The organism is Roseivirga sp. YIW32 (assembly GCF_057219245.1).
Genome location: NZ_JBXVVG010000001.1, coordinates 1,648,692 through 1,673,215, shown reverse-complemented (window position 1 = coordinate 1,673,215; position 24,524 = coordinate 1,648,692). Strand labels below are relative to the sequence as shown.

Sequence of the window (24,524 nt, the reverse complement as noted above, 5' to 3'; positions counted from 1 at the left end):
TGGAATTTAACCAGAATTGGGGCTTATAAAAATTAAAGCGCTCTTCTAAAGTTGAAGTAGAAACCAGTATCTCCTTCTCGGTTGATGGAGTACTCGATGCGCATCACGAAATCATAGTAAGTAACCACATCGAGCCCAACACCGAGGCTACCGATCACATCATTGTTCCAAAAGTTGTTTTCCGTATTGAGTAAAGGGCTTCCAGCATAACCGAGATCCATGAATACCTTCAAATAAAAGGCATAAGGTAGTGTCCTGAATTGAGGTATAATGCTCCGTTCATTTAGCTTGGTGATGCCTTCCAAGAACTCCCATTTTAAAGCGGTACGATAGGAGATGAGGAAATCCGTTTCAATCACATAGCGTTCGTATCCTCTAATAAAGTCAGGGCTGTAGCCATATCCTGTTCTTCGAATGTATGGAATCTGATCACCCCAGTTTTTGAATACTTCTATTCGGTTGGCTTGAAAGATGTCTTTTCCCAAATCAAAATATTTTCCGTAGCTGGCGCGGGTGTTGAGCATGTTGATGTCGTCAAAAATACCCAAGCCGAACTGATTGGCAGTAAATCGTAAATAGGTTCCTTTCAGCGGGTAGGAAACAAAATCTCTCCGGTCATGCGTGAACACATAGCTCAACCGAAAGTATTGCTGTTGCGTAAGGCCCTCTCCTAAGTAATTGGGGTTACGTTGTGCAACTGTATCTTGAACGTTCACTCGACTGTAACCGAGGTCAAAAGAGTGGACATCGTAAAAAGAGGGCCTATAGACTAAAGCCAAACCTGTATTGAATACCCGCCGAAGAATTTCGGGGTCTTGTTGGAAAACCTGTCGATGGCCATCTGTCGTAATTCCAATGGTTTTGTTCGTTGCATAATTGGCACCAATGGTAATGCCTAGTTTTTGACTTTTGTTGATGTAGGGCAGGGTGTATTTTAAAGCATACTGTTGGGTGAAGCCAAATTGTAACCTGGCCGAAAGGCGATCATTTCTCCCCGTTAGGTTCATGTGAAATAACTCAGCACCCCAGTTGACCCGTGAGAAGTCCCTTTTTTGATTGACCCACCATTCGGTGAAATTTCTGTCAGCTAGGCGGAAAATAGGCACAGGAAAAATGTACCAACGCTCTTGCAACCTGATCAGGATGTCGGCCTCTTGCTCAGAGATCATCAGGGGTATGATATCGACCGTAACGAACAGGCGAGTATTCATTAATTTCTGTCGATCAAGCTCCAGGATTTCGAGTAAGTCAGCTTTTTTAAAAACATCACCCTTGTTGATGCTGAGTTCTCGCGTAATGATCTCTTCTCGCGTACGCTCATTACCAGCAATGTAAATGCTGCCTACAGAGACGGAAATCGCATCGTTTGCCGAGTCCTGTGGCTTTTGGGCATAAAGACAATGCGTACCGAGTACATAGAGTAAAATGATATGTAGGGCACATTGTCGCAAGCGTGTTTCTGGCTTAAGCCTTTTTAGACCTTAAGAAGACTCTTAGCAAGATAAATACCCCTAATGCCACTAGCGGAATACTCAATAATTGACCCATGTTGAAGGCCATGTCGTCTTCAAAAGCTACTTGGTTCTCTTTGAACAGTTCATGGAACCAGCGAAGCCCGAAGATCCAAATGAGGAAAATGCCAAGTAAAACACCTTCTGGAAGATCCTGTTTGTATTTGATCCAAAGGCCAAAGAGAATGAAGAAAAGAATTAAACTGGTGAGTGATTCGTACAATTGTGTGGGATGCCGATTAATGCCATAAGTATGTATGGTTGCTACGAGTTTACGCTCTTCGAAGCTGATATCATACCTCAGTGGGTCGTTGGGCTGGGCATAATGTTCCGAAATGGCCCTGTTATTGATCAAACTGCTCCTCACGTTGTTTTCCAACAACCTTCTTGCGTCAGCTTCTTCTAATCGCGTATTCTCAAAAACGAGCCTTAGGTCAACAGGTACGATACCCGGGGCAAGCGCTTCCCCTGATCCCTTAGAGGCCTCTGCCGACTCGATGCCAAAGTTAGATTGCTCGAAAAGTGTTTCTGCAACTCGACCAAAGACTACCCCATAGTTTGATTCTGTGGGTTTTCCGACGATCTCGGAATTCACAAAATTGCCAAATCGGATAAATACCGCAGCGAGGGCCACGGTGATCACTACTCGGTCTACGATCCATAAATAGCTTTGCCCTTTTCTTTTTTGTTTCCTAGCCTTAAAACTGGGAGGGAAGAGACTGATTTTTATAAAGTAATTGCTGTAAAGAAAAAGCGCGATCAAAATACCGAAAGCGGCTCCATGACTTGCGAGACCACCTTCCCATGTTCTAAAGAACATCAAAGGATCAGCTAAGAATCGTTCAGGTTCGTAGAAGGCCAAGTGTCCGAAACGTGCACCAATAATGGTAGAAACGACCATAAATACAGTCAGCGTATCCACATCTTGCGGTGAATGACCTTCCTTTTTGAAAATTCGGATCATGATCTGGTAGCCGATCACGAAACCGGCGGCAAAAAGGACACTATACCAAACAGGCGGTTGAATCCCTTTGATGATTTCCCGCATGGGGTCCCAAACGATGTATGCTAGCATAATTCTGAGGTCTATGGAACAAATATAGAGGAAAAGGGAAAAGGCAAAGAGAGAAGTCTAAAGTTCTTCGAGCTCTTCGGCATATCCGGCAGAAAGAATGGGGAAGCGGCACCAGGTTCGCGGATCGACGTTGAACTCATCCAAATGAAAGGCGGGGGCTAATCGTTCGCGCTTCCATTGGTTCCTACTCCATAAGCGGTAGAATTTCTTGATGTACTCTTTCAGGAGAGCTTCATTTGCCAAGTCCTTTAGCTGCAACGCTTCGAAAACTTCTTTGGGTGATTGATGCTTACCAATGGCTAACTTTTCAATTTCAACCATGATGTGATATGGCATCAGGTCTACTTCGTCCGTTTGGTGCTGATCATGAGGCCTAAGCTCTGCAGTTGGAGGAAGCTTATTGATGCCGGCAAGACCGCTGTAACCCATTTCTTTCTCGGCAAATCTTAACCATTCACGAATGAATTGCTTATCTACGCTGGAAATTGGCGCTAGGGAGCCGCTTGTGTCTCCATCCATTGTGGCGTAACCCACATCTCCTTCACTTCGATTAGAAGTGGTCAATAGTAAAGTCCCAGTGATGTTGGTTAGCATCCAGATCATAGGACTTCTTGATCTTGATTGAATGTTTTGTAGCGCTAGGTCATCGGTTTCCCAGCTAAGGCTTCTTCCAAGGGCCTTTTCTATTCCTGAGGTAAATGAAGCCACTGCTTCGTCTATTGACCATTGGTAAAATGTTGCGCCGATTGAATCAGCCAACTCCTGTGCGGCTGTTCGCGTGGTCTCAGTAGAATTCCGCGTGCTCTGGTAAGCCGTATTGAATAGGGCACCAACAATTTGTTTTTCGTCTAACTTCAGAAGCTCTTCACGATTGATGCCGGCTAGAAAGTCTTTTTTGCCTAGCGTATCAATTCCTCTCTTTACCATTTCTGCCACCATGATCGCACACGTAGCGCTGTCCGCCCCGCCGCTTAACGACAGGGTATAACCCTTCGTTTTGCTTTTTCTGAGGTAATCATACAAAGCAAGTGCAGTTGCTTTCGGAAATTCGAGCTCCTTTTTATCAGGTGCTACTACCTTCTTTTCAAGAATTGCATCGGGCCGGATGTCTAAGTAAGCCAACTGGCTGGGCTGAAAAGAGAGTAAATCATTTCTCAATACGAGTTCTCCTTGCTGAGCGATAAGAAGTTCTCCGTCATAGATCATTCGTCCTGCCTCATTTCCGAGCAGGTTGGCATAAACGTATGTACAGTTGAAGTCTTTTGAAGAAGCTTTAACGAGGTTGATCCTGTCATGCGTTTTCAACATGGCGAAGTGACTGGCACTTGGGTTTAAAATGAGGTTGACAGTTCGTTTGACAAGTCGACACGCCGGTCGATCAGCACCTCGCCAGGCATCTTCACAAATTTCAAAACCAATGGTCCACTCCTCAAAATCAAAGGTGAGGTCACCTATTTTGTGCTTATCTCCCCAAAGATCGATCTCTTCCACCAAACCAATTGGCCAAGGCTCGAACCATCGGGGTTCGTAATGTACTCCATCAAGAGCCATGTACTGTTTGGCGTAAATCCCCAATACCTGTTGGTTTTGAACCACAACCGCACAATTGTAGGTTTTACCTTTGAAGGGGATCGGAATGGTGATGGCGGTAAGTAGACCGTCGGTTTCTTTGATTAGTTCGGCCGCGAGCTGAACAGCTTTTTTGGGTAGCCAATCACTTAGAAAAAGGTCTTCACATCCATATCCTGTGAGGCTCAATTCCGGAAGGCATAAAATATCAACTCCTTCATTTTTGGCTTCACGGATGATTTCTTTGAGACGCGTTAAGTTACCCGTCCAATCTAAGGGCGTTTGATTTACTGTACCACAAGCTATTCTGTAGTTCCGCATTATTCAATTGATAACCTGGTGCACGCTTCCCTTGAAGCATCTTGCTCTGCCTTCTTCTTGCTTAAACCATGCCCTCGGGCTATTGGTTCTTCATCTAAACAAAGTTCAATGATGAATTCTTTGTAATAGCCCTTGTCGATCGTTTCAGCATGTTTGAATATGGCTGATTTATTCTGCTTTTGACACCATTCGATCAACTTGCTTTTGTAGTTCTTTGTTGTGGAAATGATCTCCTGGATGTCGTAATGAGGAGTCAACAACTTTTTGATAATGAAATGCTTTGAGGCATTGTAGTCTTTGTCGACGTAAATGGCACCAATAAGGGCTTCGAGTGCATTTCCGTACAAAGATTTATGTGAGTTTGGCGTTTTTCGTCTTCGGTCGAATTTGACCACATCCGGAATACCGATCTTTTTTGCCACGTTATTCAACGAATCTCGGCTGACGATCCGTGACCTCAATTCGGTGAGAAACCCTTCGTCTTTGAACGGATACTTTTTGAATAGGTATTCGGCCACTACCATGCCTAAAACGGCATCGCCCAGGTATTCCAGTCTTTCATTCGATTCTTTGAATCCTTTGTTGACCGATTTGGCCACTGACGTATGCTGAACCGCCATTCTGTACGGTTTCATGTTCTTGGGTTTGAATCCCAAAATCATGCGTAAGGACTTGGCTAATTGCTTGTCTTCTTTGCTTAAATGACGTGAAAGTGGAAATGCACGGTTAAAACGGAACCGCACGTTTAATCAAGTTTTCTGAAAACAACAGACGTATTGTGTCCGCCAAAACCAAAGGTATTACTCAACGCCGCATTGACTTCTCTCTTCTGCGCCTTGTTAAAAGTAAAATTCAGTTTCGGGTCAAAACGATCATCGTCTGTAAAATGATTGATCGTTGGGGGCACGAGCTGATGCTTGATGGCCATGATACTTGCAATCGCTTCAATCGCGCCTGCTGCTCCAAGTAAGTGACCAGTCATCGACTTGGTCGAAGAAATGTTCAAGTTGTAGGCATGCTCACCGAATACTCTTTCTATAGCGAGTACCTCACTGATATCCCCCAAAGGAGTTGATGTACCATGGACATTGACGTAGTCAATATCTTCTGGTTTCATTTGAGCATCTTCGAGTGCATTGATCATCACATTATAAGCACCTAATCCTTCCGGGTGAGGGGCTGTAATGTGATAGGCATCGGCAGACATTCCACCACCTACGATCTCCGCGTACATCTTAGCACCGCGTGCCTTGGCGTGCTCGTACTCTTCTAAAATGAGCGCACCAGAGCCTTCACCCAACACAAAACCATCTCGGTCTTTATCAAATGGTCTGGAAGCGGTCTCAGGAGAGTCATTACGCTCTGAAAGCGCTTTCATGGCATTAAAACCACCCATGCCGGCTTCAGAGACAGAGGCTTCAGAACCACCCGTGATCATCACATTTGCCTTACCCAACTTAATGTAGGTCATGGCATCGATCATGGCATTGGTAGCGGAAGCACAGGCCGAAACCGTGACAAAATTGGGACCGTGAAAGCCGTATTTTATGGAGATCATTCCGGCAGAAATGTCGGCGATCATTTTTGGAATAAAGAATGGATTGAATCGAGGAGTTCCATCGCCTTGGGCAAAAGAGGCTACTTCTTCTTGGAAAGTTCTTAACCCTCCAATACCCGAGCCCCAGATCACGCCTGCGCGATTTCTATCGATCGTTTCCAAGTCGAGGCCTGAATCTTTCATGGCCTCTTCTGCAGTAATCATTGCATACTGCGTGAAGTGATCCATTTTTCTAGCCTCTTTCCTGTCGAAATAATCATTCGGATCGTAGTCCTTTATTTCGCAGGCAAATTTGGTCTTGAATTTCTCAGGATCAAATCGTGTGATTGGACCTGCGCCACTTACTCCCTTGGTTAAGCCATCCCAAAATCCATTGAGATCCTTACCAATGGGTGTAAGTGCACCTAGTCCGGTTACTACAACTCTTTTTAATTGCATGTAAGGAGTCGTGTATACTATAGATTATTGTACGTTCGCTTCAAGGTATGAGACTGCATCACCTACCGTGGCAATGTTCTCGGCTTGATCGTCCGGAATTGAAATGTTGAATTCCTTTTCGAATTCCATGATCAATTCTACTGTGTCAAGAGAATCAGCTCCTAGGTCGTTGGTAAAACTTGCCTCAGGAGCAACTTCAGACTCCTCAACACCTAGTTTATCGATAATGATGCTCTTAACTTTAGATGCAATTTCTGACATTTTGGATAATTTTTAGTTAAAACTCGCTGCAAAGAAATGCAATTTAACAATAATGTCAAACAAAATCTTTAAACTTGTCCAAGGGGCTAAAATGCCTTTTTTTTCCTTATTTTGAGCATATATGGGTAAAAATAAATTACAGGTCACCTATGATTTTGACTTTACGCTCATAGGGCTCAATGCAAACGTAAAACCTCATAAAATCGCCTGGTATCTGAATACCAAAGAAGGGTTGAATTTCGAAAGAACTGCCGAATTGAGAATTGAATTTAACCGCTCGAGGCAGATCAGCATTGTGCATTATGTGCACGAGGACGACTATTCACGGTTCAGAATATTGAAAAACAGGGCGGAGCTTTCTGAAGATTCCTTTGATGCTTTTTTGCTCCCTGAGCTCAAACAATTCGACTACCTTATCATGTTGGAAAACGAATCCACAAATTTCGATGAAAACGTTTTCTACAACAAAATCAGAGAAATACCTTTCGTGCAATTCGCGATAAAGGTAGATTTGACCAACTTAAAATCGCGCGATAACCTAATTTTCTAAGATGACTCACTTCAAGACCCAGAACCACGCGAAGATTGTGGCAACTGTTGGGCCAGCCAGCAATAGCAAAGAGATGCTTACTCAACTTGTACATGCAGGTGTGAATGTTTTTCGATTGAATTTTTCTCATGGAGAACACGCACTTCATGAAAAGGTAATCAAAACCATCAGAGAGGTAAACGAAGAATTAGGTAGTCATGTGGCCATCCTCCAGGATCTTCAAGGACCTAAGATTCGAGTGGAATTGGTAAAAGATAATGGGGTCGAGATCAAAGAAGGTCAAGAGCTGGTCATTACGACCGATTCCTGCGAGGGCACGTCGGAGCGCGTGAGCACTTCCTACCAACATTTGCCCCAGGATGTAAAGGCAGGGGATATGGTGCTGATCGACGACGGTAATTTAGAGTTGACCGTTAAGGAGGTAAAGGGGAATGATGTACACTGCATTGTAAAATACGGAGGGATCTTAAAATCTAGAAAAGGGATCAATTTGCCATTCACGAATGTTTCTGCACCAGCATTAACAGAAAAAGACATTGAAGATCTTGCGTTTGGTATTGCCAATGATGTCGATTGGGTTGCACTATCTTTTGTGCGAACTGGAGCAGATATGCGTGACATCAAGCAACGAATTGCGGCATCAGGAAAGGACATCCGTGTGGTTGCGAAAATTGAAAAGCCCGAAGCTCTTCAAAACATTGACGATATCATTGCCGAGTCAGACGCACTGATGGTTGCGAGAGGTGACCTGGGTGTGGAGATCGTGCAGGAAGAGGTGCCGATGGCACAAAAGATGATCGTGGAGAAGTGTAATTTGGCTGCTAAACCTGTCATTATTGCTACGCAAATGATGGAGAGTATGATCGGTAATCCACGACCGACGCGGGCTGAAACCAACGATGTCGCTAACGCGGTTTTGGATGGGGCTGATGCTATGATGCTTTCTGCTGAGACTGCAGCCGGGAAGTATCCGATACAAGCGGTCGAATCGATGGCGAAGACCATTTCTGCCATGGAAGGTGCTGCTCAGATCTACGATAATTTTTACTTACCCAATCCGGACAGTGATACGTTCCTAAATGACAACTTGATGCTTACAGCTTGTAAGTTGAGCGAGCATGTCAATGCCAAAGGGGTGATAGGAAACACATTTTCGGGTTATACAGCCTTCAAAATGTCATCACACCGACCCCATGCCAAAATATTCATTTTCACGCCGAACAAGTCGCTTATTCCAAAGCTGAGTTTGGTTTGGGGTGTGCAGGGTTTTTTCTATGACAAGACGGAGTCGACGGACGAAACCTTCGCCGATCAGGAAAGAATGCTAAAGGAGCACGGCTACATTAAGAAAGGTGATATTTTCATCACAACAGCCTCCATGCCCATCAGAGATAAGGGCAGAACTAATGCCTTGAAGATCAATGTGGCCGAATGATCAAAGCTGTAGCTGAAGACCATCGTGGGCGATAAATACGCCATCAGGTAATTCTTGTTCTACGTCAGCTTGTTTGCCCATTCTGTGACTCAAATGAGTGAAATACGTTCGTCGAGCACCAATTTTTTTAGCGAAATCAATGGCTTCGTCCAAGGTCAAGTGCGATAGATGTTCAGTTTTCTGTAGGGCATTAATGACCAAGGCGTCAAGGTTATTGAGCTTCTTTTCCTCTTCCGAAGAAATGGTTTTCATATCGGTGATATAGGCAAAATCATTCACCCTGAAGCCAAAAACGGGTAATTTATAATGAAGTACTTCTACGGGAGTAATGGTCGTGTTACCGATCTGAAATGGAGCATTTGTGATCTCATGAACGGCCACCTTCGGTATGCCAGGGTATTTCGATTCACTGAATACATAGGCAAATTCTTGCTTGAGCTGTTCAATTACTTGCTTCCTTGCATAAAGCGGCATGTCTTTCTTTTGCAAAAAATTGAATGAACGGATGTCGTCCATGCCGGCTGTGTGGTCTTTATGCTCATGAGTAAAAAGCAAGGCGTCTAGCTTGTCTATGCGTTCTCTCAACATTTGCTGTCGAAAATCAGGGCCAGTGTCAATTACAAGATGGAGACCATCAACTTCGATCAATAGAGAAGAACGCAGCCGCTTGTCTCGAAAGTCTAGGGAGTCACATACTTCACAATGACAACCGATTACAGGGACACCCTGAGAAGTTCCAGTTCCTAGAAAAGTAATGTTCAAAGCTTCAACGAGGTTTGAGAGAGTTGTGCAAGTAAATCGGCATTTTTCTGAGAGAGAAGTGTTCGATCGATTTCTATTGATTTCAAAATATCGATCAACACATTCACTTTGCCTTCGGTGGTGTAATACTTGTTAACGATGGCGATCTTCGTGTCTTTCAGTACACAATAACCTGATTTGAAACTGCCTTTTTCATAACGTAACACGTAATCAGATTCCGCAAAAATGTCTTCTAATTTGTTGAGGAACTGTTTCGTGTACTTTATGGTCATATCAGGAGGTGTGTTTTTTTACCCACTCGATCAACTTGTCATAATCTAACGGCTTCTGCATGTATTCATTCATACCGGCTTCAAAGAAGGTGTTTTCACTTAGATTCTTTGCATTGCCACTAATGCCAATGATCGGAATGCTACTCTTTGCTCTTATTTGTTTTGTCGCCGCCAAACCATCAAGTTTAGGCAAATTTATGTCCATGATCACGAGGTCGAACTCTTCGTTATCGAAGTAATCCAACACGGCTTGTCCGTCTTTTGCTGAAGTGATCTTGCAATTCTCAAAGAGGAGAATTTTTTTCAATAAATTTTGAATTACAGAACTATCCTCCGCTACCAATACCTTCTTATAATCTACGTCTGTCATCAATGTTAAAATAGTCAACTAGGGTTTTTATGGAATCGTGTACTTGTGAATTGTACTTGGCAAAGATAACGGAATTTGCTTTTATTTCATCTTCCCTCAGTGCCTTTTCGAATTCGGCTGATTGATGGGATAAGAGGTCAAAACCTAAAGAACTCGCGTTGCCTTTTATGGAATGCACGCTTCGTATAACAGTTTCCGGATCAGCACTAAATTTAGGGTTGCTGATCGCTTTCAGTTGCCTTCGCGTGTCATGAATAAACTCTTCGACCAATTCCAAGTAATCCGTTTTACTCATGTGACTAAGAAGAGTTGATATGGTGGTCGAATTGATTTCTTCCGGCATTGATGTCATTGTTCTTTCGAGCTTTTCAAATAAACCGTATTAATCGACATATTGCCAATGGAATCATGGCAATCTCTGAAAAACCCTTGTTGATCGTCCTTGTAGGACCGACGGCAGTTGGCAAAACCGCTGTGGCCATTCAATTGGCAAAACAGGTTAAGGCAGAGATCATATCGGCAGATTCTCGTCAGTTTTTTCGAGAAATGAACATCGGAACGGCGAAACCTTCTGTGGAGGAACTCGCTGCCGCGCCCCATTATATGGTGAATCACTTGTCGATCGAGGATTCCTATTCCGTTGGGCAGTTTGAAAAAGAGGTGTTAACCCTGCTGAATCAACTCTTTAAGAAGAATAGGGTAGCGATATTGGTAGGAGGGTCGGGCTTGTATGTAGATGCAGTGTGCAATGGTCTCGATGAATTTCCTGCAGTAGATCCGAAATACAGAGAGCAATTGAATGAACAGCTAAAGGTCGAAGGTATTGGTCCTTTGCAGCAGCAATTGGCTCAAAAAGACCCGAGCTATTATGAAGAGGTCGATCGCCAGAACCCCCAACGTTTAATTCGTGCACTGGAAGTGATCTTGTCTACGGGTAAAACCTATTCGTCCTTTCGAAAAAGGAAGAAAATTGAGCGTCCTTTTGAAGTCGTCAAGATCGGTTTAGAGATGGATCGAGCACATATTTATGAGCGCATCGATCGCCGAATGGAAATGATGATAGAACAAGGACTTTTTGACGAGGCTGCCTCTTTATACGACTACCGAGAGTTGAACGCTTTGCAAACAGTTGGCTATACGGAAATTTTTGGGTATTTGGATGGGGAATATGACAAGGAAGAGGCCATTCGTTTGTTGAAGAGAAATTCACGCAGGTACGCAAAAAGACAGCTTACCTGGTTTAAGCGAGAATCGCTCACGCATTGGTTTCACCCAGATCAGTTGAATGAGATGTTAGCTTTGATTGAAGAGCAGATTAAAAGCGCTTAAAACCAAAAACGGATGCCACGAAGCTCGTTGGAGCTTTTTCGATCAATCGATTGTAATCATTTCCATAGCTTTTTAGCTTTTGCATCAATGCCTTTTGTGCCTCGTTCGCTTTTTCAAGCTGTTCTTTTATCGATTGATCTGAAATTCCTTTCACCCCATTTGATACAAGTTCAATCAATTCCTCTTCTTTCTTGTAACTTTGAAAACGGTCCGTTGAACTCTTTTTCAATACCTCGGCCACTGCGTGCAATGTTGAATCATCTGTTGCTTTGCTGTGATCAAATATTAGCTGTTTGCGTTGTCCGCTATTGGCTGCCATTTGATCGATGACTTGGTTGATTCGCGTTTTTCTGGGTTTGATGAGGTTGTATGTATAGAGCGAATAGAGCAAGATAAGCCCCAGCAGTGCAACGAAAATTGGAATGAATCCCATAGAGGTAGAGTTGAGTTTGACCGTAAATGTGCCTGAAATAATGTTTTTTTAGGCTTATTTGCAAATGAGCTGTTGATCTATATGAAGGATAACAAAAAAGTATTGATCATTACCTATTATTGGCCACCCAGCGGGGGGGCAGGTGTACAGCGCTGGTTGAAATTTAGTAAATACTTACCCGAGTTTGGTTGGGATCCCATTGTATTTACCCCAGAGAATCCGCAATTCGATCTCAAGGATGACAGTTTGCTTGAAGAGGTTAGTGAGCATGTTGATGTGCTGAAGTTCCCGATTTGGGAACCCTACGGTCTGTTCAAAAAATTAACGGGGACTAAGGAATTGAAGCAAGGACAAGTGTTGGAAGACTCCAATCACTCTTGGTTCAAGTCTTTAAGCATCTTTTTAAGAGGAAATCTATTTGTTCCAGATCCCAAGATCTTCTGGGTAAAACCCTCGGCAGCTTTTTTGACTGACATGTTAAAAAGCAACCAGATCCATCACGTCATCACTACCGGTCCACCACATAGTGTGCATTTGATCGGTTGGCGGCTAAAACGCCAGCATCCTTCCATTACTTGGCTTGCCGATTTTCGAGATCCATGGACAGAATGGGACATCATGAAACGCTTCCAGATGCTCTCCTTCATTCGCGAAAAACATCAAAAATTGGAAAAGAAAGTGCTTCAAGCAGCTGATGTTACGCTCGCAACGGGCAATCAGGCGGCAGAAGATCTAAAGCGTTTAGGTGCTCGAAAAGTTGCTGTTTTCACCAATGGATTTGATCTCAACCAATTACCTAAAGAAGAACAGCATCAAGGGAATTCAACTGAGATGCAAATTCTGCACCTAGGCATGCTTAATGAAAGCCGATCTCCTGAGTTATTCTTTGACGCATTGAATAAGACGTTGAATGACAAGCAGCATGACATTAGACTTAAGTTCACAGGAATTATTAGTCCAGTGGTATTGAATGCATTCAATGCACTCCCCAAATTAAAGGAAAAGATTCAGGTTTCGGGTTCGGTTCCTTATGAGCAGCTGGCCTTGGCATACCAAAAGGCAGATGTCTTGTTGCTTTTACAGACCAATACCAAAGAAGCAAGTACTCAATTACCTGGAAAATTATTCGAGTATCTGGCACAGCGAAAACCCATTTTAGCCTTTGGTGACCCTCATAGTGATGTTGCACACATATTGAAAGAGACCAAAAGTGGGATAATGATCGCTTATGATGACTTGGTTTCGATCGAACAGGTTGTCAATGAGTTGCTCAATGGTACTTTTGGAGAAGAGTTCCAGTATCTAGACATAGAAAAATACAGCAGAAGAAATATCACAAAAGGTTTGGCCGAACTACTTCATGGTTTTGATCCTGCTTAGCCCGTTTTTTATCAGCTGATTGACCTCTGGCGAAACGTTGAAAATGTACATAAGGCTAAAATAAACCACTGAAATGCTGAGCGATCTGATCACCAGATCGATCAGCGCATTATCGAAGGATGGCAACCAGAGCTGGCCGAAGTATACCAATCCAATGATGAACCAGGCAATGAGCGTTTTGATCGTAAACGGCTGCAGACCTAGTTTGACCCAGACAAACACGTATTTCAGTAAGTTGAAGCTGAACATCGCCAACAATGAAGCCAATGCGGCTCCTTCAATACCCAATGAGGGTATCAACAGTGTGTTCAATACAATGGTGAGCAACGCCAGAATGAATACCGCTAATACATTGAATCGGTAGTGTTTAGACATGACAATGATCTCGCCGTTTGCTCCAAAAAACATATCAGATAGCTTGCCTAGACCAATAAACAAGACCACATAAAAACCTTGTTGGTAAAGTTCTCCATTCGGAACAAAGGCATAAACATTCTTTAAATTGGCCCAAATCCCTAATAATAATAGTGCTCCAATAAACAGCTGATTGATGGACGTTTGCTGGTAGAGTTTTTTAACAGCCTCCATGTCGTTCTTCTTAAAATTTTCAGCGAGTAAAGACATACTCAATTGAGCAATGGCTCTTCGCGGCAATTCGATCACCGTACCAATAAAGAAGGCAATGGTATAAATGCCCGTTTCGTCTAAGCCCAATAGTCCGCTGACCATGATGCTATCGATTTGAAGGATGATCTGGGTGCCTCCTGCTCCCAAGAGGGCAAAGGCACCGAAGGTCATCATTTCTTTGAGCCCGGGTCTGGTCAGGAAGGTGAAGTTGAATGCTATTTTCGCTTTCTTGATAAAAAGCACATAAAAAAGAAGATAGGCCGCCACAAGTAAAAAGCTCATCGCAAAAGACCATACCAACGCGTTGAAAGAGATCAGCTGAAAGCCATAAAGAAGCACAAAGGCCATGGTCAAACCACGCAAGCCAATGTCTCTCAGGATAGTGGGCATGCGGATATCCAAAATGCTCCGGCAATAGGCCTCCAAAAGTTGAAAAAGAATGATCAAATAAGTGATCAACAAGGAGACTTGGAAATACTCGACAAAGAGTGGAGACTCCTTGGAGAAATAACCGGCAATGCTAGATTCAAAGACCAAACAAATACTGAGTAGGAGCAAATAGCCTACTGTTGAAATGAGAAGTGCTAAGGGGAGAAAACCCTTCTCCTTTTTGTATTGAGGGAAGAATTTGACGAAGGTAGCACCCATCCCGAACTGCCCAAAAGTAGCCAGTAAATAGGCGCTGCTTTGAATGATTCGGAAAAGACCGATTTCATTGGCCTCCAGAAAAAAGGGATACAACCACAATACGTTGACATAGCCAATGACCACTCCGAGGTAGGAGAAGATGGATGCCCGGATGCTCTGATTGATGACGATCCCCAAGGGTGAAAATTAGTTAGTTGATCTTACGGCCTCTACTATATAATACCTTGGCGTTAGGGTGCGCAAGATCGGGCGTATGCCCGGAACCAATGCAGGGTTCGTCCATTTCTCAGACCTCACCACTTCCCAGCCTGATTTCTTCAAAAGCCAATCAAATTGCCAGTCTTCAAATTCATGATAGTGCTGATCCCATTCGTCATTCTTATTGCGATAGGCCTTCGCGAACCATAATCTCATCGGGATGGAAGCGTACAATTTGGGGGCTTTGATCTCTTTCAGTATGCCCATCGGATTGATGAGGTGTTCCAGTACCTCGAAGATAGTGACAGCATCGAATCCTTCTTTGGCAATGATTTCAGGATGGAGGTCAAAATCTACACCAAAGGCATTTTCCATCTCAAAACCCTCCTGCCCAAGGCGCTCACTCAAGGCATTTGGGGAACCAAGGTCTAAAATACGAGTAGGTATATCTTCCGATCCTTGAATAAAATCAATGGTTCGTTTGAACCTTCTTTCCTTTGATAATTGGGCTTCTTTTTTCTTTAACGTGCTAAACATGGCTTTTCAATAGGCTCAAGAAACGGCTTTTATTAGATTCTTCGGAGAGTTCCATCGCTATTTTATGCGAATTTATTTTCGCTCGATCGATTTGTTGATGACTCAATGAGGCAATTGCTTCTGAGAACTCCGCGTAATCGAAACTTTTGCTCACAATACCAAGCTCGTATTGCTCGACATACTTGGTCATTTCAATTGAAGGGCCAATCGCTATGGCTAAGCGTGCTTGGATGAAGTCAAACAGCTTATTGGGTAAGGCAAAAGTGTAATTAAAATTGATCGGTTCTAGCAAGAACAATCCAATGTCGTATTGATTGATGAAAGGGACAATTTCTTTGTTGAGCATGGGTTCCAGAACCTTAACATTTCCGAGTTCGGCAGCAAGTGCCTTGAGTTCTTCCAGATACTGTTTTGAACCTGCTGAAGCACTTTCGGGAAGCATCAAGATCAGATCCAGCTGATACCCTTCTCCCAACAAAGCAGCAGCACGCATCATCAGCTCTAACTTTCTGCTTCGATTGACAATTCCATGATGAATGAGCCTGATCGTTCCGCTTGTTTGGGAAGGGGATAGGTCATGATATTTTGTGGCATTGGTGATCAAGACCGGGCGTCTGTTGAACATGCTTTCGTATTCATCTGCTAGTCCATCGCTTACGGTACAAAACTGATCGACTTGTGGAATGTATGTTGCGCAAAGATGAACATGCCAGGGTTTAAATAGCACCCGCCACCAGCGTCTTTCTTCCAAATGTCGAGGAGCAAACTCATGGGCATCGAATAACACCTTTGCATGGGGTGTTTTTAAAGCAAACACAAGGGGGATGGATTCGATATCATTTGCAATCAACCAATCAAAGGGGGTATGCAGAAGTCCGCGCAACGTCCTTATGTAGTCATGTTGAAGGCGATAGGCCAGAGAATAGAAGCGAAGCAGTAGGCATAGGGTCAGAAATAATTTGCGCACTCGTGTCAATGGAGTTTGCGAGATCAATTGCCAATTGATGCCTTCAATCGATCGGTTAGCTTCAAAGCATACACATGTTACCTCATGGTCTTGTGCGAGCCATTGCAGTTGACGTGTTACTCGTGCGTCAAAATTGAGGTCTGAAAATGTAACCACTAAAACCTTTGGTCGTGTCATCTTCCTATGCTTCGTCAACTTTCAGACTTACATAAACGCCAATGGCAAAACTCAAGAGCACCAAAATACTCATCACCAACATGATGGGATTTCCGATGGCATAGACCTGAGGGTTAAACCTAAATTCGATCACATGTTCACCCGCAGGAATCGCCAAGCCTCTTAAAATGTAGTTGGCTTTTGTCATATCAACGGCTTGTCCATCGATCGTTACTTCAAATCCTTTTGGATAATAGATCTCAGAGAATACAGCAAAACCATCTCCCGCATTACGACTTTCATATTTCCAATATCCCGGATGATACTCCACCAGATCGATCGTTCCTATAGAAGTAGCCACCGTGGCAGAGACTTCATCGGCAGGAATAACTGCGGTTGTACCGGGAGATTCTAAATTGAGTGTTTCTTGGAATTCTTCATCAGGTGTGGCAGCACTAACAACCTTGCCAACAAACCAAGCTGCACCAAGAGCATTTGTGTTTTCGATGACACCAGAGGTAGGGTCTTGAGGATTCTGAATGACATATTTCGTGTTGAGCATATTCAGCAATGGCGTCTTACTTAAATCACCGCTGCTTGCCCGTTGAAATTCTGTGATCAGCCCATTGTCGATGATTTCCTGGTATCGCCTAATACGAGCACCGTGATAGCCATTGACCAAATGATGGAATTGTGAGGCTCTCCCATCATAAAAAGCAGGTGTTGAAGCATTGATCACGCGATCTCCGAGTTTGCGTTGTTGCAAAATGTATTGATCAGCAGCACTTGCTGGTTGAAGTGTTGCTCTATTTGGCATGACATAGTTCGCTCCAGTGATGAAACGATTGCTGACAGGGATGACATCCAAAGCCGCGATAAATACCAAGAGCGCGCAGGCGATCTGAGGTTTAACCATTTTTTTCAACATCAAGAAAAGGACGACCCCAAATCCACTGATCAAGCCAAACGTACGAAGGGCATCGTTCCTCAAGAGTCCTTTTCGGTCGCTGAGTACAGCTGAGAGCATGTCGTCTGGCAAACGGGCATCAAAGCCCGATCGGAATCCAAAGATTCCGGCCACTGCAGCGATCACTAAGGCAAGTCCTGCCGTTGAGCCCATGGCGATCCATAACTTCTTTTGGAGGGCTTTATCAAATTTCTGAGACATGATATTCTCCAAGGCAAGGCATCCCATCAGTGCTAAAGCAAAGATCGGCATGATCATGGTAAAGGTGACCGATCGAAACTTATTGTAGCCTGGAAAATGCTCAAACATGAAATAGTTGAAACCAGGTAAGTTGCGACCGTAAGAAAAAAGAATACCCAGAAGAGCCACAGCCACCAGCCAAATGGTGTATTTACGATCCAAAAGCATCAAGGCGAGTACCATGAGAAAGGTCATGATCGCGCCTGCATAATAGGTAGTAGGACTTTCTTTCCCCCAATACGTCGGAACAGCAGTTAAGTATTGTTGTACTTGAGCTCCTCTGATTCCATTTTGCGTTAAAAAATTTGCCAATTTACCATCTTCAGGAAAAGGCCGACCACCTCCTAAGGCATTTGGGATAAAGAGTGTGAGCGGGTCCCAAATGCCATTTGAATACTGAAAGGCGTAGGTAGTGGAAAGCCCATCTTCATTCATCTCTTGATTTACTTGTTGCGTCAATTCTGATTGGCCACGGTTTGAGTATTTTCCATATTCATAGGTGGTATAAAGCTCTCCAAAGGTGCTGCCAACGGCCAGGATCGCCGCTCCGAAAAGTAGGGCTAATCGGGTGAGAAAGAACCTAAGCTGTTGGGCTTTAGCAAATTCGATGAGGCGCATTAAACCATAAAGGGCAACAATAAACGCAAGGTAATAAGTGATCTGTAGGTGGTTTACCCTGATCTCCATGGCCAAGGCTAAGGCTGTCAAGCCTGCACCTAACCATTTGTGCTTTCCAAAGGCCAAATGAATTCCCCCCAAGACTAAAGGCATAAACGTAACCGCTGCAATGCGGGCGTTATGCCCAGCGGTTAGCCCAATGACGTTGTACGATGAAAGTCCAAAGGCTAAGGCTCCCATAATGGCTATGTATGGCCGCACCTTAAAGCACAGCAACATGATATAGAAAGAGAGCATAGCCCCAAAGATCAATCGAGTCGGATGAGGCAAACCTAAGGTGAAGATGGCATGTGCGGTTTTGATCAATCCATTACTCCATTTGACGCTGATCAAATAGGCGGGCATTCCTCCAAATATAGAATTCGTCCAAAGGCCTTCTTCACCAGTAGCCTCCCGGTACTCTATCAATTCTTGCGCACTTGCTTCCCACTGTGCAATATCTCCTTGATTCAAGGCCTTATCGTCAAAATAGATTGGACTAAAAAACAGGACGGTGATCACCAAAAAGGCAAGCACTGCAATGAGATGAGGAAGTATGTGTTGTTGAAACTTAATTGGCTTCATAGGCTTTTGCTAAAATGGCTTCCAATATCACGATTCAATGCGGATTTAGAAAACCTCAAAGGGAGTTTGTGCGCCAAATAGGCTTTTTATGCTCGGAAAAATGGCTATTTTTGCACACCCAAAAATAGGCTTGCTATGTTTGAGAATTTAAGTGGAAAGTTAGAGAAAGCGTTTCAGACCTTAAAGGGTCAGGGTTCGATCTCAGAGATCAATGTGGCGACAACGGTGAAAGAGATCAGAAGAGCGCTGGTTGATGCCGATGTGAATTACAAAGTAGCCAAAGAGGTTACTGATACGATCAAAGAGGAGGCGCTTGGCCGCAACGTATTGGTCTCCGTGTCTCCTGGGCAGCTTTTGGTGAAGATCACCAACGAAGAGCTCACCAAGTTGATGGGAGGAGAGAAAAAGGACATTGATGTTCAAGGAGATCCGGCAGTTGTTTTGATTTCAGGACTTCAAGGATCTGGTAAAACCACTTTCTCGGGTAAGCTGGCGAATATGCTAAAGTCTCAGGGGAGACAAGTGTTATTGACTGCATGCGATATTTACCGTCCTGCCGCGATCGATCAGTTGAAGGTTTTAGGAGAGCAGATTGGTGTGGAGGTTTACGCCGAGCCAGAGAATAAAAATGCCGTTGAGATTGCGAACAATGCGATCGAATATGCCAAAAAGATCGGGAAGAAGATCGTGATCGTCGATACTGCCGGACGTTTGGCTGTAGATGAGCAAATGATGCAAGAGATTGAGTCGTTGAAAAAAGCACTTAAGCCGAAAGAAACATTGTTTGTGGTCGATTCCATGACGGGTCAGGATGCTGTGAATACAGCCAAGACCTTCAACGAGCGATTGGATTTTGATGGAGTTGTGCTGACGAAATTGGATGGTGATTCAAGGGGTGGAGCGGCACTTTCCATTCGAACTGTGGTGGATAAACCGATCAAATTCATTTCGACTGGTGAGAAGATGGAGGCAATTGATGTCTTCTATCCTGACCGAATGGCCAACCGTATCTTGGGGATGGGCGACGTGGTTTCCCTTGTAGAGAAGGCACAAAATGCCTTTGACGAAGAAGAAACTCGAAAGCTGAATAAGAAGATCCGTCAGAATAAATTTGATTTTGATGATTTCCTCTCTCAACTGGAGCAGATCAAGAAAATGGGTAACATGAAAGACCTGTTAGGCATGATTCCAGGCATGGGGAAGGCCTTAAAAGGAATTGATGTGGACGACGATTCGTTCAAGCCTATTGAATCGATCATCCGATCAATGACACCCGATGAACGGGCAAACCCTGAGGTGATCAACGGAAGTAGAAGAAAACGAATTGCACAAGGATCAGGCACGTCGATTCAGGAGGTCAATAACTTGATGAAACAGTTTAGTCAAATGCGCAAGATGATGAAAGCCATGAATAAAATGGGAGGTAAGCGCGCAATGGCAAACCTCGCCAATATGGCAGGTAAACGCTAAGCAGCTATTCTTCAGGACTACTGAGTCCTCTTGCTTCTTTATACGCTTCCCATTTTACCCAAGCCATTTGATTATTGAAGTCTTTGGTTTGAAAAGTCAGTTTGAAACGATGATTCTTGTCGTCCAATAAACGGGTGACTTTAGAAGATGTACTGTCTGCTTGCTTATTGACAATGTATTCAATGTCTAGATCTGAGCGATCCCATCTAAGGGTGTAATAGTCTATTTTTTGATTGATCCTGAGTTTACCATTGACGCGCTGAAGAATTTTTTCTTCTTCTAAGAGCTTCTTATTCCTGTAGTTGTTGATCGAGATGGTGGCGCGTCCATAGTTGGTTAGAAATTCGGTTGAGCGATCTTCACGCAAGAAGGCTTGAATCTTGACAAGTAGACTATCGATGAAATAGAGGTTGATGTCATCGATGTAATAGGATTCTGCTAAGTAGTCAATCCGGTCTAAGCGAAAAATGGTGAAGTCGTCAGTATAGAATTCTCCATAGTGTTTGAACGCTCGGAGGTCAAGTTCAGCCAATGATTGATTCAGTTTTAAGGAATTGAATTGAAATTGGTGATCCGGAATGTCAATTGAAATTTGAGGGATAGGACCGTCCTTATCTGGAAGGGGTTCAATTTGCTCCGTGGCTTCTTGTGGCTCTTCCTGTGGTCGATTGCATGCGAACAGGCACAGAGCAAGAAAAATTAAGAGCAAAATATTCTTCATTACAACTAATTCTTTCGTTAAACTAAGACAAATCTGTGAATCATCAAATTATCTGAGTTTAGAAATGATTTGTTGCACGAATTGTTCATTTGCTTCTCCGACAACATCGATAGAGGTATCGTAAGGATTTTTCCATTGAAGGTGGGCATTCCACACATGCTGTAGGTACCATTCCGGTTCAGTTCCCCAGCGGGTCTCTTGTTTTCTCCTTCGGAAGAAGGTATCGCGTTCTAAGGTCAAATAAGCTTTTACGGTCGCTTTTCGATTTAAGTCTTGATGGCAAAAGGCAAAGATACCCTCCATGATCAGTAACGATTGACGGCTTTCATTTTGTTCGATCACCTCAAGGAGTAAATTCCAATTTATGCTTTGAGGTTGTTCCCAATCGATGCGATCATTAATGGTAGGGAGTTCATTATGCGGTTTGACAAAATCGTCTAGATCCAAATGAAGACAATTTTGGAATTCCCCCACAAGTGCCTGAGCGATACTCGACTTGCCTGAGCGGCTAGCTCCACCAATAAGTACTAATTGAGCGGCCATAAAAAAACCGGGCGAACCCGGTTTAATTTATCTATACATCACAGCGTCAACTGCGTCTAGTGTTTTCTTAACATTGGGAAGGATCTCCTCAATCAGTGTCGGAGCATAAGGCAGCGGAAGATCCAAACTATTAACTCGTTTGATCGGTGCATCCAGGTAATCAAAAGCATCTTTCTGTACATTGAATGCCAGGTCCGTAGCGATAGAAGAAAGGGGCCAAGCCTCTTCGACGATCACCATTCTGTTGGTCTTTTTCACAGACTCGATAAGGGTAGGGTAGTCGATAGGTCGAACAGAGCGCAAATCAATCACTTCGGCATTTACGCCATTTTTGGCTAACTCTTCCGCCGCTTCGTTCACTACTTTCATCATTTTACCAAAAGAGACTAAGGTCACATCAGCACCTTCTCTAACCACATGGGCTTGTCCGATCGGCAATAGATACTCTCCCTCAGGTACTTCCCCTTTATCGGAATACATCAACTCAGATTCCATAAAAATGACAGGATCCTCATCTCTGATGGATGATTTCAACAAGCCTTTTGCATCGTAAGGATTTGAAGGCACAACTACTTTCAATCCAGGTGTATTGGCGTACCAATTTTCAAAGTTTTGTGAGTGCTGAGAGCTCAGCATACCGGCGTTACCTGTTGGGCCTCTAAATACGATCGGTACATTGAATTGTCCGCCAGACATCGACATCATTTTGGCGGCAGAATTAATCACCTGGTCAATAGCAACCAATGAAAAGTTAAAGGTCATGAATTCAATGATGGGACGAAGGCCATTCATTGCTGCACCGACTCCGATCCCTGCAAAGCCTAACTCCGCAATGGGGGTATCAATCACCCTTTTTTCTCCAAACTCATCTAGCATGCCTTGACTTACTTTGTAAGCTCCATTGTATTCGGCAACTTCTTCACCCATTAAGAAGATGTTTTCATCTCTTCTCATCTCCTCAGACATAGCTTCTCTTAAGGCTTCTCTAAATTGAATTACTCTCATGAACTTGGATTTATTTGCGGGTCAAAAATAAACATAAGGGGCTCAATTCCCAACATCAGAATCTACAGAATTGAAGAAATAAAAATGCCCCTCCTGAAGAGGAGAGGCATAATGTTTTTTAGGAAGAACTTCTTATTGCAGAAGATCCAAGAACGCTTGCGTTCCAGAGTATTGTCTGAATTCAAGGTCGTTCAACGCTTTTGCTTTCAAAGAAGCATCTGCATTAACAGCGTTTCCTAAGTGCTCAATTACTTTGTTCTCGTTTTCTTGACGAGCTGCAGCAACAGCGGCAACATAATGTGCCCATACATAACCTCTATCGCTTGAGATCACACCTTCAAGAGTTGCTTGTGCATTGGCATAGTCATTTGTCAATAATTGAACAAGACCTTTGTTGTATTGATCAGTGCTTTTATTTGACGCACCATTCAATGAAGGAAGTGCAAGGTCATAACGTCCTACTCTGATTTCAACATATCCTTTTGTGCCATTGATATTCTGACGAACATCATTGCCAGGGTTCATGCTTGCTGCTTTTGAAAGTGCAGCGTGCGCACCCCAAAGGTTGTCTTGCATGGCCATTGCCATACCCATATTCGCCTGCGCTTGAACATTTGCTTTCTTTTGGTTAGAGATGTTGAAGTGATTCAACGCTGTGCTGATATGGTTTCTTTGTGCACCACCAGAAGTCTGCATAGCCATTTCTAAATGAACAGCGCCCAAGTTGTTGTGGATCACCCAAGTGTCATTCTTCTTAGCAGCTGCTTCGTAGATTTTTTTCTTTTCTTCTAAAGAAGGGTTGTTCGCTGCTGCATAAGCCATTTCTTCTACAGAAAGTGCATCAGCCGATTGAGAACCATTTGCGATGGCCAAGGCCAACGTAGCGATCTCTTCTGGAGATTTTTTCTCTTTAACAGTCAAGACTTCAGTCTTTGCTGTTCTTAGCTTAGGATAGATCTCGTTGAATACCTGCTTGTAAGTAGACAGCTTCTGGAGTTGCTTTTCTTTTTGCTCGAAAGAACCTGTTCCATTGATGATTCTTGTCCACTCAGATTTCTGAGAAGAGTTGATGCCATTGTAGCTAGCCAACATAGACTTCAAACCATTCCAGTCTTCTACGATCGGCTTCTTGATGAATCTGATTTCATCAGCCATTCCTTGGTAATCATAGGCATCCATTTGCTCTCTGTACCATTTTTCAATAGCAGCAGCTCTTTCTTCTGAAAGATCAGAGTTGATGGTTTCTTTACCTTCTGGAGAGTGAGTACCAGTGATGGTCACTGTTCTGGTTACGTTTTTCTCAGCGATGAAGGCTGCGAAACGCTCTCCTCTATCACTTTTCTTTTCAGATGTTTTGAAGACTGATCTTCCTTGATCGAAGAAGAATTCAACATTTGTTGGGATCAATTCTTCTTTGTCGTTGTAGCCGTGGTCAGCGTAAGAAGCTGCATAAGATGGCTGCGCTAGGGTTGATGTCGTGATCAAACCATCTGCAATACCCAATCTTTCGCCTTCTTTGTACGCACCATTCTTTGGATTTGAGGCTACGCCTTGAATTTCTATGTTTCCACGCTCCATTCCAGGATAGTAAGCAAACATGTACTCTTCAGTAACATTGATTGGCTCTGAATTTGAATTCGGATAATCTTCCGCTCTGAATTCAATACTTCTCAATTGAAGTTCTTGTGTGCCGTAACGGTAATAGCTATTCACAGTAAATACTTTACCAGGCTTTAGTAGCTTTGGAGGAAGGGTAGCTGAAACTGTATATTTCACCGTATCTGCATGAACTTCAAGCGGATTGGGTGTTACAACAACCTGATTATCCTTTGCTGCTTTGATCATTTGTGGCAATGCACAACCGCCTGTTAGGGCTACTAGGGCGAGCATCATTACGGGGATTACCAGTTTTAAAGATTGGTGTCTCATAATTCTAATT

General features: G+C 43.5%; 24 protein-coding genes. 5 read left to right on the top strand and 19 right to left on the bottom strand.

Features of this window, described 5'->3' with window-relative positions; genetic code table 11:
* Positions 1-32 precede the first annotated feature (32 nt).
* Genes AC2D6U_RS08105 through AC2D6U_RS08080 form a run of 6 tightly spaced genes read right to left on the bottom strand, consistent with a single transcriptional unit; the run spans position 33 to position 6,733 of the window.
* Positions 33-1,451, bottom strand: a complete 1,419-nt coding sequence (locus AC2D6U_RS08105; protein ID WP_484720451.1) for a BamA/TamA family outer membrane protein — start codon at positions 1,449-1,451, stop codon at positions 33-35.
* A 13-nt stretch (positions 1,452-1,464) separates the two neighbouring features.
* A complete protein-coding gene (locus AC2D6U_RS08100; protein ID WP_484720450.1) occupies positions 1,465-2,586 on the bottom strand; it encodes a prolipoprotein diacylglyceryl transferase in 1,122 nt (373 codons plus the stop codon).
* Positions 2,587-2,643: 57 nt separating this feature from the next.
* The gene (gene nadE / locus AC2D6U_RS08095; RefSeq protein ID WP_484720449.1) at positions 2,644-4,476 is read right to left on the bottom strand and encodes an NAD(+) synthase; all 1,833 of its coding nucleotides are present in this window, start codon (positions 4,474-4,476) and stop codon (positions 2,644-2,646) included.
* Complete coding sequence (rnc, locus tag AC2D6U_RS08090) at positions 4,476-5,219, bottom strand: ribonuclease III (RefSeq protein ID WP_484720448.1); 744 nt, start codon at positions 5,217-5,219, stop codon at positions 4,476-4,478. The genes nadE and rnc overlap by 1 nt, the downstream gene beginning before the upstream one ends.
* 2 nt (positions 5,220-5,221) lie before the next feature.
* The gene (gene fabF, locus AC2D6U_RS08085; protein ID WP_484720447.1) at positions 5,222-6,472 is read right to left on the bottom strand and encodes a beta-ketoacyl-ACP synthase II; all 1,251 of its coding nucleotides are present in this window, start codon (positions 6,470-6,472) and stop codon (positions 5,222-5,224) included.
* A gap of 24 nt (positions 6,473-6,496) precedes the next feature.
* Positions 6,497-6,733 (bottom strand): acyl carrier protein, encoded by a 237-nt coding sequence (locus AC2D6U_RS08080; protein WP_484720446.1) that lies wholly within the window; start codon positions 6,731-6,733, stop codon positions 6,497-6,499.
* 121 nt (positions 6,734-6,854) lie between these two features.
* Between AC2D6U_RS08080 and AC2D6U_RS08075 the strand changes: the two genes are divergently transcribed.
* Entirely contained in the window at positions 6,855-7,283 is a 429-nt protein-coding gene (locus AC2D6U_RS08075; RefSeq protein ID WP_484720445.1) for an IPExxxVDY family protein, read from the top strand.
* Position 7,284: 1 nt separating this feature from the next.
* Positions 7,285-8,718 carry a pyruvate kinase gene (gene pyk, locus AC2D6U_RS08070; RefSeq protein ID WP_484720444.1) on the top strand — a complete coding sequence of 478 codons (1,434 nt, stop codon included), beginning with the start codon at positions 7,285-7,287 and terminating at the stop codon, positions 8,716-8,718.
* Here the strand turns inward: pyk and AC2D6U_RS08065 are convergent, their stop codons facing one another.
* The 4 genes from AC2D6U_RS08065 to AC2D6U_RS08050 are packed head-to-tail and all read right to left on the bottom strand — an operon-like array spanning position 8,719 to position 10,417.
* A complete protein-coding gene (locus tag AC2D6U_RS08065; RefSeq protein WP_484720443.1) occupies positions 8,719-9,480 on the bottom strand; it encodes an MBL fold metallo-hydrolase in 762 nt (253 codons plus the stop codon). It abuts the gene before it with no gap.
* Complete coding sequence (locus AC2D6U_RS08060) at positions 9,477-9,752, bottom strand: hypothetical protein (RefSeq protein ID WP_484720442.1); 276 nt, start codon at positions 9,750-9,752, stop codon at positions 9,477-9,479. Before AC2D6U_RS08060 ends, AC2D6U_RS08065 begins: the two co-directional genes overlap by 4 nt.
* A 1-nt stretch (position 9,753) precedes the next feature.
* Positions 9,754-10,122: a response regulator gene (locus AC2D6U_RS08055; protein ID WP_484720441.1), complete on the bottom strand. Its 369-nt coding sequence runs from the start codon at positions 10,120-10,122 to the stop codon at positions 9,754-9,756.
* Positions 10,103-10,417, bottom strand: coding sequence for an Hpt domain-containing protein (locus AC2D6U_RS08050; RefSeq protein ID WP_484720440.1), 315 nt, complete (start codon positions 10,415-10,417; stop codon positions 10,103-10,105). The genes AC2D6U_RS08055 and AC2D6U_RS08050 overlap by 20 nt, the downstream gene beginning before the upstream one ends.
* A 113-nt stretch (positions 10,418-10,530) precedes the next feature.
* On the opposite strand from AC2D6U_RS08050, the gene miaA reads away from it, so the two are divergent.
* The gene (miaA, locus tag AC2D6U_RS08045) at positions 10,531-11,451 is read left to right on the top strand and encodes a tRNA (adenosine(37)-N6)-dimethylallyltransferase MiaA (protein WP_484720439.1); all 921 of its coding nucleotides are present in this window, start codon (positions 10,531-10,533) and stop codon (positions 11,449-11,451) included.
* On the opposite strand, the gene AC2D6U_RS08040 is transcribed toward miaA, so the two are convergent.
* The gene (locus tag AC2D6U_RS08040) at positions 11,438-11,884 is read right to left on the bottom strand and encodes a hypothetical protein (protein ID WP_484720438.1); all 447 of its coding nucleotides are present in this window, start codon (positions 11,882-11,884) and stop codon (positions 11,438-11,440) included. The two genes, miaA and AC2D6U_RS08040, sit on opposite strands and share 14 nt — an antisense overlap.
* A gap of 81 nt (positions 11,885-11,965) precedes the next feature.
* On the opposite strand from AC2D6U_RS08040, the gene AC2D6U_RS08035 reads away from it, so the two are divergent.
* Complete coding sequence (locus tag AC2D6U_RS08035; RefSeq protein ID WP_484720437.1) at positions 11,966-13,264, top strand: glycosyltransferase family 4 protein; 1,299 nt, start codon at positions 11,966-11,968, stop codon at positions 13,262-13,264.
* On the opposite strand, the gene AC2D6U_RS08030 is transcribed toward AC2D6U_RS08035, so the two are convergent.
* The 4 genes from AC2D6U_RS08030 to AC2D6U_RS08015 are packed head-to-tail and all read right to left on the bottom strand — an operon-like array spanning position 13,238 to position 18,846.
* A complete protein-coding gene (locus AC2D6U_RS08030; protein ID WP_484720436.1) occupies positions 13,238-14,716 on the bottom strand; it encodes an oligosaccharide flippase family protein in 1,479 nt (492 codons plus the stop codon). The two genes, AC2D6U_RS08035 and AC2D6U_RS08030, sit on opposite strands and share 27 nt — an antisense overlap.
* Before the next feature lie 9 nt (positions 14,717-14,725).
* Positions 14,726-15,274, bottom strand: a complete 549-nt coding sequence (locus AC2D6U_RS08025; protein ID WP_484720435.1) for a class I SAM-dependent methyltransferase — start codon at positions 15,272-15,274, stop codon at positions 14,726-14,728.
* Positions 15,267-16,418 carry a glycosyltransferase family protein gene (locus AC2D6U_RS08020; RefSeq protein WP_484720434.1) on the bottom strand — a complete coding sequence of 384 codons (1,152 nt, stop codon included), beginning with the start codon at positions 16,416-16,418 and terminating at the stop codon, positions 15,267-15,269. The genes AC2D6U_RS08025 and AC2D6U_RS08020 overlap by 8 nt, the downstream gene beginning before the upstream one ends.
* A gap of 4 nt (positions 16,419-16,422) precedes the next feature.
* The gene (locus tag AC2D6U_RS08015) at positions 16,423-18,846 is read right to left on the bottom strand and encodes a YfhO family protein (protein ID WP_484720433.1); all 2,424 of its coding nucleotides are present in this window, start codon (positions 18,844-18,846) and stop codon (positions 16,423-16,425) included.
* Between the two features lie 135 nt (positions 18,847-18,981).
* On the opposite strand from AC2D6U_RS08015, the gene ffh reads away from it, so the two are divergent.
* Positions 18,982-20,316: a signal recognition particle protein gene (ffh, locus tag AC2D6U_RS08010; RefSeq protein ID WP_484720432.1), complete on the top strand. Its 1,335-nt coding sequence runs from the start codon at positions 18,982-18,984 to the stop codon at positions 20,314-20,316.
* A gap of 4 nt (positions 20,317-20,320) precedes the next feature.
* On the opposite strand, the gene AC2D6U_RS08005 is transcribed toward ffh, so the two are convergent.
* The 4 genes from AC2D6U_RS08005 to AC2D6U_RS07990 all read right to left on the bottom strand — a co-directional run bounded on the left by AC2D6U_RS08005 (position 20,321) and on the right by AC2D6U_RS07990 (position 24,514).
* The gene (locus tag AC2D6U_RS08005; RefSeq protein ID WP_484720431.1) at positions 20,321-21,037 is read right to left on the bottom strand and encodes a hypothetical protein; all 717 of its coding nucleotides are present in this window, start codon (positions 21,035-21,037) and stop codon (positions 20,321-20,323) included.
* Between the two features lie 48 nt (positions 21,038-21,085).
* Positions 21,086-21,580: a uridine kinase family protein gene (locus tag AC2D6U_RS08000; protein ID WP_484720430.1), complete on the bottom strand. Its 495-nt coding sequence runs from the start codon at positions 21,578-21,580 to the stop codon at positions 21,086-21,088.
* A gap of 27 nt (positions 21,581-21,607) precedes the next feature.
* Positions 21,608-22,585: a pyruvate dehydrogenase complex E1 component subunit beta gene (locus tag AC2D6U_RS07995; protein WP_484720429.1), complete on the bottom strand. Its 978-nt coding sequence runs from the start codon at positions 22,583-22,585 to the stop codon at positions 21,608-21,610.
* A gap of 132 nt (positions 22,586-22,717) precedes the next feature.
* Positions 22,718-24,514, bottom strand: a complete 1,797-nt coding sequence (locus AC2D6U_RS07990; protein WP_484720428.1) for a tetratricopeptide repeat protein — start codon at positions 24,512-24,514, stop codon at positions 22,718-22,720.
* Positions 24,515-24,524: the final 10 nt, after the last annotated feature.